Origin of the sequence: Pseudoalteromonas sp. SR44-8, from assembly GCF_014163635.1 — a bacterium.
In the GTDB taxonomy this organism is placed as follows: Bacteria; Pseudomonadota; Gammaproteobacteria; order Enterobacterales; family Alteromonadaceae; genus Pseudoalteromonas; species Pseudoalteromonas rhizosphaerae.
This window is the reverse complement of sequence record NZ_JACJDS010000032.1, coordinates 38,683-48,787: the sequence shown is the minus strand read 5'-3', so window position 1 is coordinate 48,787 and position 10,105 is coordinate 38,683. Positions and strand designations below refer to the sequence as shown.

Genomic DNA, 10,105 nt, shown 5'->3' with positions numbered 1-10,105 from the left:
AAGCTTGCTGACGCGGTCTTTATATTCTTTCTCTAAAGCTAGCCCCTAGTTACTTTTACTACCGTAGGAACTGGCTTTAGCCGTGATTATCTTAAAATCACTTTTACCACCGAGGGCACTGAGGCACTTCGCTGCACGGAGAAGATAAAAAGTGCTTCGAGCGACGGTCTGCGGAATACACCCTAGCACCTAGTTACTTTTACTACCGTAGGCGTTAAGCTTGCTGACGCGGTCTTTATTATTTATCACCAGCGCAGCGCCTCTTAACCTCTGTGGTGAATAAATCACTTAAAACCAATTTGCACAAAGAGAAGTGAATGAGGGTAAATGAGAAGATAACGGCTTCGAGTTACGAGCAGCGAGCTGTGAATACAGCTAGCACCTTTTACTTTCGTAGGAGAGCGCTTTAGCGCCGATTGGTTTTAACACATAACCTAAAACAGCATCACGGCTAAAGCCTGTTCCCACAAAAATATGTTTTTACACCGATAGTACCTAGCACCTTTAACCTATCACCTCTTTAGCGCAGCGTCTCTTAACCTCTGTGGTGAATACATCACTTAAAACCAATTTGCACAAAGAGCAGAGAATGAGGGGAAATGAGAAGATAACGGCTTCGAGTTACGAGCAGCGAGCTTGTGTAAACAGCCTAGCACCTTTTACTTTCGTAGGAGAGCGCTTTAGCGCCGATTGGTTTTAACACATAACCTAAAACAGCATCACGGCTAAAGCCTGTTTCCACAAAAATATGTTTTTACACCGATAGTACCTAGCACCTTTAACCTATCACCTCTTCAGCGCAGCGTCTCTTAACCTCTGTGGTGAATAAATCACTTAAAGGCATTTTGCACAAAAAGCAGTGAACGAGGGTAAATGAGAAGATAACGGCTTCGAGTTACGAGCAGCGAGCTTGTGCAAACAGCCTAGCACCTAGTTACTTCCCTAAAACCTAGCGCCTTTAGCCTCTTTGTGAATAAATTACTTAAAGATCGTTTGCACATGAACAGTGAATATTGGTCTACAAAATATTACCTTTAAGGTGCTTTTTTGTAGGCCTTAAAGTTAGCTCCCCATATCAAACTTATTATTTTTAATACCATTATTAAGGATTGAGAGTGACATAGTACTAATTTCTGATTGTACATATGGCCAATAATCAGGGTTATCGATTGTTCTTTCTTTGATTTGATTTGGAATGAAACGGCTCATTTCAATATTGAAGTCTTTACGAACTTCATCGTCATGCTGTAGCTTGTCTAATTGAATAGTCAGTGCCTCAATAAAGTCTTCGTTGGTTTTACCCCTGGCCGCAAGCTTTTTATTGATCAGTTGCTTAGATACTGCAACACCTCTTTGTTTTATCCATACTATATCCCATACATCGCGCGGTTTAATGCGCCTAGCACGGTAGGCTAATGCAATAAACTTGTCTGCAAGCGTTTCCGTTAATGATTGTACAGGGATCAGCAAACCTTCTGTTGGCGCGACAATATTATAGTGATTTATTAATGGCCTTTTTTCGATATCAAATGACGGGATAGCGCAAATATCTATATGCATTTTTTGGCGGGGAAGATCAGGACGATTACTTTCTTTTTCGATACTTATTTTCCAAGATGAAGTATTAGCTTGATTATCTTCAGCTGGTTTATTTACCCATACCTGCACCTCATATTTATTTTGTATGTATTTTTGGATTTCAACTTCTAAGCCACTGAAACTACTTGGCTTGAAGTCATACCCACCATTAAAATCTAAATCCTCAGATAATCTAGAACTGTTATGGCACAAACGAAGTGAGGTGCCACCAATAAAAGTAAGCGAAGGCATAACACCTTGTTTTACCATTGCAGCCATAATGTCGTGATGAAGAATTTCTTTTTCAATCACAGGCGTGACGCCAGCGTACTCTGGATTTGCAGCTATAATTTGGCGTATATATTCTGTTAGCATTTAGTTCTCCAGCATGTGTACGTTGCGATTGCAGGCTTTTAGATCTGCAATCGCTTGCAGCGGATTTGCTCGGTACATCTTGATGCTTTTATCGAAATATAGGTTGTTCGCAAATTTATCAATTGGTTTTTTTGTATGGGTCAGCTCAATAACCCCATACGGAGTTGAAAATGTGCCACTACGGCCTTTCGTTATTACCGTTAACCTATCCATTAATATTTGCGAAATATCGCCAGTGTAACTGAGCTGGCTTTCTAGGCTAATGTAATTTAAAACGTCGCCACGTAGTTTTTTAACTATTTTATAAATCGCGGTGGTGGGGTCAGGTGGCGTGAGCGTGCTTTCAAAAATACCATTGCAGACTCTTCTTAATAGCCCTTTATTAACATTGTCAGTCAGAAACTTAGTGAATGCAGGAGTGGGTTTTTCAGCCATCATAAAAGCCAATTCTGCACTGGTATGAATACCGCCACCTGCTTTAACAGAGCTAGCTAGTATTGCTAATAATCTTTCTGCTTTATTCATTTGGTCTACAATTACATACTTATAATGTTATTAATTGTAGACCTTAAGCTTAATTGAAGCAAACTAGAGTTTAGATTAACTCTAGTTTGACTTGTATTGTCATCTAGCCCTCGTACTTATATCACCCTATAAACCGGCTTCGGGCAATGAGCGGCGGGCTAATCCTAGCGCTTCCTTGTAGGTCGTCATTTATGGCGACAATGTCTAATGTTGAAAATTGACGCGCTAAAGCACGACCTACATTAGACTCTTTATGTTTTTCTCTAAAGCGCAGCGCCTCTTTATCTCTGTGGTGAATAAATCACTTAAAATTAATTTTACCACCGAGGGCACCGAGACGCTGCGCTACACAGAGAAGGTAACGAGTTGCGAGCAACGAGCTGCGCGCATACCTAGCTCCTAGTTAGTTTGCTAGAACCTAGCCATTTTTTTGCACAAAGAGAAGTGAATGAGAGTAAATGAGCAGACAAAAGACCGAGGGCAACGAGCTGCGAATATCGGGCTTCGAGCGACGAGTAACGAATACAGCCTAGAGTCTAGTCACTTTCCTAGAACCTAGTGCCTGTTACTCCCTAGAGCCTCGCAGCTTTTTCGATCTGTGATTGTTTTAAAAGCTATTTTACCACCGAGAACACCGAGGCGCTGCGCTACACAGAGAAGATAACGGGCGGCGGGTTAATCCTAGCACCTAGTCATTTCCTTAAAACCTAGCACCTTCGCTCAATAAATATGACCAAGACTAAATTCTTAATTTTTGCTAATTAGCAGCTATGTACTTGGTACTCATCGAATATTTCTATATTTTTAATACATTTTCATGTTAGGTTAGGGTTAAACTTAATGAAAACTTAACGCACTAGTAGTTAAGTATTATTAATTAACCATGGAGCGGTATATCAAGTGACCACTAAAACACTCAGTTACTACAACCAAAACGCACAAAGCTTTAGCGACTCAACGCTTCATGTTGATATGTCGGCGCTTTACGCTGAGTTTTTACCGCTTATCCCTAAACACGGCCATATTTTAGATGCAGGCTGTGGCAGTGCCCGCGATGCCATGTATTTTAAACAGCAAGGTTTTACTGTTAGTGCATTTGATGCAAGCGAAAATATTGCAAAGTTAGCCAGTAATTACTTACAACAAGCTGTAGAGGTTAAAACCTTTCAGCAGCTAAATTGTACCAATGTGTACGATGGCATTTGGTGTTGCGCGAGTTTATTGCACGTACCAAAAGTAGAGTTACCGCAGGTGTTTTTAAAGCTACAACATGCCCTAAAACCAAACGGGGTTTTGTATGTGTCGTTTAAATATGGCACGCAAGAACGCGTACATAACGGCCGCGAATTTACCGATTTAAATGAAGATGGCCTAACCGCGCTAATTACCCACCACACCGAGCTTAAAATACTAAAACAATGGCAAACGGTCGACCAACGACCAGAGCGCGAAAGCGAAGTGTGGCTTAATGCCCTAATTAAAGCAGTGCCTGTTTTATGATGAGCACAATGCAACAACAACTCGACTTTATTGCGTATATTCAACGCATGCTGGTTGAGGGCGATTTTAGTGCAACCTACAAATTTGCATTGCTGCATGCTTTGGCTGATGTTTGTGTTGAACAGCCACTTAAGTCAGAGCAAAGCGAACTAGTCATAGAACTGCCAACGCTTGCTGACAAACTCATTACCTTGTATTGGCATCATGCAATGCCGTTTCCCTCAGAACATACTGGTGAAAGTGCATTGCTTTTACAAAATACCGGTGCGCAATCAAAAGTAATTAGCGTATTGTTTGAATGCCAACAAAACAATATTCGTAACTTACGCCAGCTAAAGCAAAGTGGTTTTTACAAGTCGACTTTTAATGCTGCTATGGCCACATTAAAAAGTGGCCCACTTTGGCGCTTACAAATACTTGCCAAGCAAGAAGAGTGCTTTTTATATCCGCACACTAAAAGCTCTAAATACATTACTTTGAATGCAGGCATTGCTAGTTGTTTTAGGCGTTTTTACGATCTAGTAACGTATTTAGCTAAAAATGCGTGGCTACAAAAAATTCAAAGCATAAAGCACAACCAAACACTTATTGGCCCGCAAAGCCAACTGCATGATTTTTTATTTGGCTTTGACCGTAACGCACTCACCAAAGCAAAACCTGTTTTGGTAGAGCTGCAATCAAACACCTGTTTTTATTGCCAAAAGCCAATGAAAAACGATGTTGAAGTCGATCACTTTATACCGTTTGCTCGTTATGCTAACGACTTAGGCCATAACTTTGTGGCAGCACATCGCATATGTAATAACAATAAACGTGACTTTTTAGCTGCACAGCAGCACCGCGAGCGTTGGCAAAACCAAAATTTGGTTGTTAACAGCCAAGTTATTAGCAACGAGCTAAGTGCGTACTTTCACTGCGATGCAGATAAATCTCTCGCAGTAAGCAATTGGGCCTATCAGGTAGCACAAGCAAACAACGCAAAATTATGGCTTGGAAATAAAGACCATTTTGAACAAGCAAAACCAACTGCTGAGTTGTTTACGTTTCCAAATGCACCACAACCTGAATTAGATCAAGTCGCTGAGCCCGAAGTTAGCTTAAAATCAATTGATGATGTATTAAAGCTGCCGTACTTCCCCAATATAAAAATAGCCTGTGGGCATTTTAAAACAGGGGATGAAAGCGATATGGAATTGATGGACGCGCCACTTGGCGCAGGTAAGCTCGACCCGCAAGTGCATTTTTTAGCGCATGCATCGGGTAACTCAATGAATGGCGGTAAAAACCCAATACTTGATGGTGATTTACTGCTACTTGAGCTTATAACGTCCGATAAAGCAGGATCGTTACGCGGCCAAATAGTGGCGATAGAGCGAGATGATATAGGCGGGGAAGGGCAGTATTTACTGCGCAAAGTTAATAAATTACCTAATGGGCAATATGAGCTAATTGCTCAAAACCCAGATTACGAGGTAATGATTGCTGATGAAAGCATGCGAACCTTCGCACGGTTTAAACAAGTGGTTGTGTAATTTTAACTGTAGGCGGGAGTTTACCTCGCGCTTTTAAGTGTAGGAATTGGCTTTAGCCGTGAATTTTTAAGTGATTTAAAAAGGGAATTTATATGAGTTTAAGTGAGCAACTTAGAGCACTAGCAAATGGGTTCAACCCAGAAACAGGTGAAGTTTTAAATAAGAATTCAATTGTGAATACACCCGAGGTTATTAGAGCCTTATTTTCACTCGCAGATGAGTTGTCAGACAGTAAAAAGAATAAAAATAAAAAGAAAGTTAAACTAACCGCGGATGAAAAAATCGCGAAAAATTTACAAGAAGGTAAACCAGCAAGATCTCATTTCCCATGGGAAGAACGCGAAAAAGAGCTATTAACTTCATTTTTTAAAGCAAATAATAATATTAAAGAGGCAGCACAAAAAATGGAGCGCTCTGAACTTGCAGTAGCAGTTCAATTAGAAAAGTTAAGTTTAATAAAACCAGAGGATGTTGAGCGTTATCGTTAATGGTTTTGCTAGGTTGCAGGCATGCAAAGCGAAACTTTGAAAATGTAGATAAAATTATACAGCGCTTATAAATGATGCTTTTGTGTGTGAATTTAAGGGATTAAAACCTCTATTTGAGGTTTTATCGCGTTGGCGATGGCAACCAAAGAGAGGCTGCCGCCGACCTCTCTCTGGACTCTCTCGGCGCACCCGAGGATCACACTGTGTCCTCAAATTAAAAATTGATGTGAACGTAAGCGCCGTGTATTCGCGGTCCATGGCGAAGTCACGGCTTAACTTGCATCCATGCAAGTGATTACTCATCAATTTATAACTTTCGGGTGTGATCACGGGGAATTGGAGTGTGTTGGTAGATTGGTGATTATAAATGTAGACGGGAGTTTATATCCGGCTTTTGGCTTGCAGGCGCAGAGTTTGCTGAGATAAGAATACTTGTGCTTATAATTTGATAACAAGTAATTAGAAATAATAAAAAATTAAATGTAAATCAAAAGCTAATATTAAATAGATAATTTTCATGAACTTATTGTATGGATTAAAGTTATGACAACGCCTTTTTCGAATCAAGCAACACCTAAGTATTTAGGGTTCGTTTACCAAGTACTTATTGCTTTAGAACAATGCTTTATTGCAAAAAAAAATCAAACTATATGGCTCGAATGTTTTGGCGATATTTATGATGGAACCAAGTCGATAGAAGTAAAGCATCATTTGCCAGACGGTAACCTTACGAGTAACTCAGTTGATTTTTGGAAAACCCTAAAAAACATAGTTATTGAAGATACTAGTGACATGGGTGAGTTCATTCTTCATACAACACAAAAGATTCCAATAGATAGTATTTTTTATAATTGGAATTCATTAACTCCAACCAAAAAGTATACGTTACTGAAAAATCATAAGCCCTCAGATACCGCCTTAACTTATTACTCAGAAATCATGAAAGCAAAAAGGGGGGATTTACTTCCCATACTTAAGGTATTTGTAATCAATAGCTCTCAAACAAAAGTTGAAGACTTTTGGAGCGAGCTGTCTAGCCATCGCTACCTTCAGTCTATTCATCCAGACTATCGAGAGGATGCTGTTAAATGGCTACATGGATATATCAACTTAAAAGCTGTTGGGGACCCATATTGTTGGCATATAAATATAAACGACTTTGATGATGATTTTCGAATATATTGTCAAAAATTCAAGACAAATAAAATACCATTTCCAAATACGAACACAGAAAGTATCAATAAAGGTACGGCTGATTCATTTAGTTTTTTATCTGAGCTAAAAGATATCGGTGTGAAGAGTCGAGCAAGGACAGAAGCTGTTTCAGACTATCTAAGAGCAATATCCAGTGAACTTGAGTTATTACAGAAAAGACCGGCTCTGATGAAAGCTGCGATGACAAAGTTTGAAGAAGACGTAAAAAGACAGTGTTATCAACATAAAGATGCAGAAGTTGGGAGTTTAGAGGAGAACGACCTCGGCACTGAATCGGCGCATCTATCTTCACTTAATGCTTATAATTCATTTCAGAAGAGTAGTGTAATTAATATAGAGCATGTGGCTGATACTGAACATTATTTTATGACAGGAAAAGCAAGTCATAGTATCGAAATGGAACTTTTTACATGGAGATATACGAAGGAGGACGTTGAATGATAAATACCAGTAAACTAACAAACTTACTTTACTCCCCTGAATTTGTTGCTCGTTTACTTCACCGATTTATTTCAGGTTCTCAAGCGGTCAATAACAATGGGATAAAATACGAGTTAATGTACCTTTTGCTGCCAGTCATTATGAATGATACGTTGAGGAAGTCTCTAGAGAAAGCTAGTAAAGCAAGTACTTTTGATAATTTAATTCTGACTGAATCAAATAAATTTGAAATACATTACTTGGATGAGTTCGTTGAAAATATGCGAGATTTCACTAATGGTGGATTAATTTTTCTCTCCTCTTATACAAATATAAATATAGGATCTTACCTAAAGACGGATGAGTTAGTAGACTTTAAATCTGAAGATAAAATACTAAAAGAATTCTATCGGGCAGCTTACTATCTAGGGTTGTTATTATCAAAAGAAACGCACTTGAACGTGTTTTTGAAGACAAAGGTTAAGTACATATGAAAGCAATAATAAGTGACATTGTTCTATTCTCTGAATCAGGTGAAAAAAGGCATCTCACCTTTGATAATGGGCTTAATATCATAACAGGTGACTCAAAAACAGGTAAAAGTGCTTTAATAGAGATTGTTGATTTTTGTTTGTTCTCAAAGAGATCCACTATCCCTGTAGGAAAAGTAACTGACTGGACAAATATCTTTTCTGTTGTTTATAAAATAGGGCACAAACAGCTAATCATTGCTCGTCCAATTAAAGATTTAAATAAATGTTACTTTTCAGTCGAGACTAACTTCGATATAGAAAATAAACTTAATTTGGGTTACCTCAATTCGCTTACACTCAAAGATATTAAGCAAGCACAACTTAACTTTGAACAACACTTAGGTTTATCAGTTACAAGTACAAGAGAAACTGATGAACAACCTCGCCAAACAGGTTCAAAAGCCACCATTCGTGATGCGGCATCGATTATGTTTCAACATCAAAATTTAGTGGCAAACAAACACAGTATATTTTATCGGTTTGACGATTACTATAAACGAGCAAAGGCTGTATCAGATTTTCCAATACATTTAGGTTGGGCTGACGGTGAATATTTCGCATTAAAAAGAGAGCAAGAGCGACTTTTAAAAGACCTTAAAAAAAATAAAAAACAGAGCGTCAGCTTAAAAATCGATAGAGAGAATAAAATTCAGAAATTAGAAAAGCCAATTAAGCTTTATTTTAATTCTTTAGGTATGCAACTTCAAGAAACTGATATTAAGTTATCAAAGTTATCAAAGTTAACAAAGATAGCGAATAACTTACCCAAAGTCCCAGAAAATGCCCATGAAAATAGTGATTTAGGAAGGCAACTAGCCAAACTTAAAGTTGAACAAAAAAGTATAGAAAAAAAATTGTATGATACTAATAAATTAATTACCAAGGTTGGTGAAAATTCAGGAGATGCACAAGAATATAGTAATTCTATGCAGCAGCTTCTCGAACTCTCAAATATTGAAAACCAACCTGCAGAGGTAATTTCTTGCCCTTTGTGTAATACCGATTCCTTAGAGATAAACGCGATAGTTAAGGAAGTTCAATTATCTAGAAACACATTAATAGATGAACTTTCAAAAGTAGGGGTATTCAAACAAGATAATTCAGAGCTTTTATCAGACTTGATGAAACAACGTGATGAATTTAAAAAAGAAATAAGACTGTTAACTAGACAAATTAATGATATTAAAAAGTCAATTGGTATAAGTAATGATGACTCATTGAAGGCAAGATTATATACTTTAAAAGGACGAATTGAAGCAAGCTTAGAACAGATCTTAGAAGAAGAAACTCCAAAGAAGGAGAACAAACCAACAGACGACATTACAGCTAGGCTATCTGAAGTTGAAGATTTGATAGCTGGCTATGATTTAAAAAGTAAAATTGAAGAAGCAAATGTATTTATTAATAAGACAATGAATACGTTAAAAGGAAAACTCGACTTCGAAGAGGAGTTAAAGCAAGGTGAGATGAAGTTTGATCTTGCAACGTTCAACTTTTACTACCTTCATAAAAGCAAGAAAATACATTTATCAGAGATGGGCAGTGGGGCCAATTGGCTAGCTTGTCATTTATGTTTGTTTTTAGCGTTACTTAAACTCACTGTTCGAGAAAATGCCTCAATTCCGGCGGTTCTCTTTTTGGATCAACCTAGTCAAGTCTATTTCCCAAAAGTTCGAAGAGTCTTTTCGTCTTCAAATAAAGAAGAGCTACTTACTGATAATGATACAGATAAAGTTGATGAAAATATTATTCAAGTCATTAATATTTTTACTGTGATTAATGAATTCTTGAATGAGTTAACTGAGGATGAAAATATTAATTTTAAACCGCAAGTAATAGTTCTTGAGCATGCGGATGAGCCTGAACTGGATAAATTCATTCGTGAGCGCTGGGCTTCTAAAGGTAAAAAATTAATCTAATACCTCATTCTAAACAATAG

The 10,105-nt window shown here is 37.9% G+C and carries 8 protein-coding genes; 6 read left to right on the top strand and 2 right to left on the bottom strand.

Annotation, left to right across the window (positions count from 1 at the left end; translation table 11 throughout):
• Positions 1–1,062: 1,062 nt before the first annotated feature.
• Both H5183_RS15785 and abiEi read right to left on the bottom strand, forming a co-directional pair.
• The gene (locus H5183_RS15785; RefSeq protein WP_182732150.1) at positions 1,063–1,953 is read right to left on the bottom strand and encodes a nucleotidyl transferase AbiEii/AbiGii toxin family protein; all 891 of its coding nucleotides are present in this window, start codon (positions 1,951–1,953) and stop codon (positions 1,063–1,065) included.
• Positions 1,954–2,478, bottom strand: coding sequence for a type IV toxin-antitoxin system AbiEi family antitoxin (abiEi, locus tag H5183_RS15780; protein ID WP_182732149.1), 525 nt, complete (start codon positions 2,476–2,478; stop codon positions 1,954–1,956). It abuts the gene before it with no gap.
• A 900-nt stretch (positions 2,479–3,378) separates the two neighbouring features.
• Here abiEi and H5183_RS15775 point away from each other — a divergent pair.
• The 6 genes from H5183_RS15775 to H5183_RS15750 all read left to right on the top strand — a co-directional run bounded on the left by H5183_RS15775 (position 3,379) and on the right by H5183_RS15750 (position 10,085).
• Positions 3,379–3,978 (top strand): bifunctional 2-polyprenyl-6-hydroxyphenol methylase/3-demethylubiquinol 3-O-methyltransferase UbiG, encoded by a 600-nt coding sequence (locus H5183_RS15775; protein ID WP_182732148.1) that lies wholly within the window; start codon positions 3,379–3,381, stop codon positions 3,976–3,978.
• Entirely contained in the window at positions 3,975–5,510 is a 1,536-nt protein-coding gene (locus H5183_RS15770; RefSeq protein WP_182732147.1) for an HNH endonuclease, read from the top strand. Before H5183_RS15775 ends, H5183_RS15770 begins: the two co-directional genes overlap by 4 nt.
• Positions 5,511–5,602: 92 nt before the next feature.
• Positions 5,603–5,998: a hypothetical protein gene (locus H5183_RS15765; protein WP_033103049.1), complete on the top strand. Its 396-nt coding sequence runs from the start codon at positions 5,603–5,605 to the stop codon at positions 5,996–5,998.
• 543 nt (positions 5,999–6,541) lie between these two features.
• Positions 6,542–7,654 (top strand): hypothetical protein, encoded by a 1,113-nt coding sequence (locus tag H5183_RS15760; protein ID WP_182732146.1) that lies wholly within the window; start codon positions 6,542–6,544, stop codon positions 7,652–7,654.
• Positions 7,651–8,127 (top strand): three component ABC system middle component, encoded by a 477-nt coding sequence (locus tag H5183_RS15755; protein WP_182732145.1) that lies wholly within the window; start codon positions 7,651–7,653, stop codon positions 8,125–8,127. The genes H5183_RS15760 and H5183_RS15755 overlap by 4 nt, the downstream gene beginning before the upstream one ends.
• The gene (locus H5183_RS15750; protein ID WP_182732144.1) at positions 8,124–10,085 is read left to right on the top strand and encodes a DUF3732 domain-containing protein; all 1,962 of its coding nucleotides are present in this window, start codon (positions 8,124–8,126) and stop codon (positions 10,083–10,085) included. Before H5183_RS15755 ends, H5183_RS15750 begins: the two co-directional genes overlap by 4 nt.
• Positions 10,086–10,105: the final 20 nt, after the last annotated feature.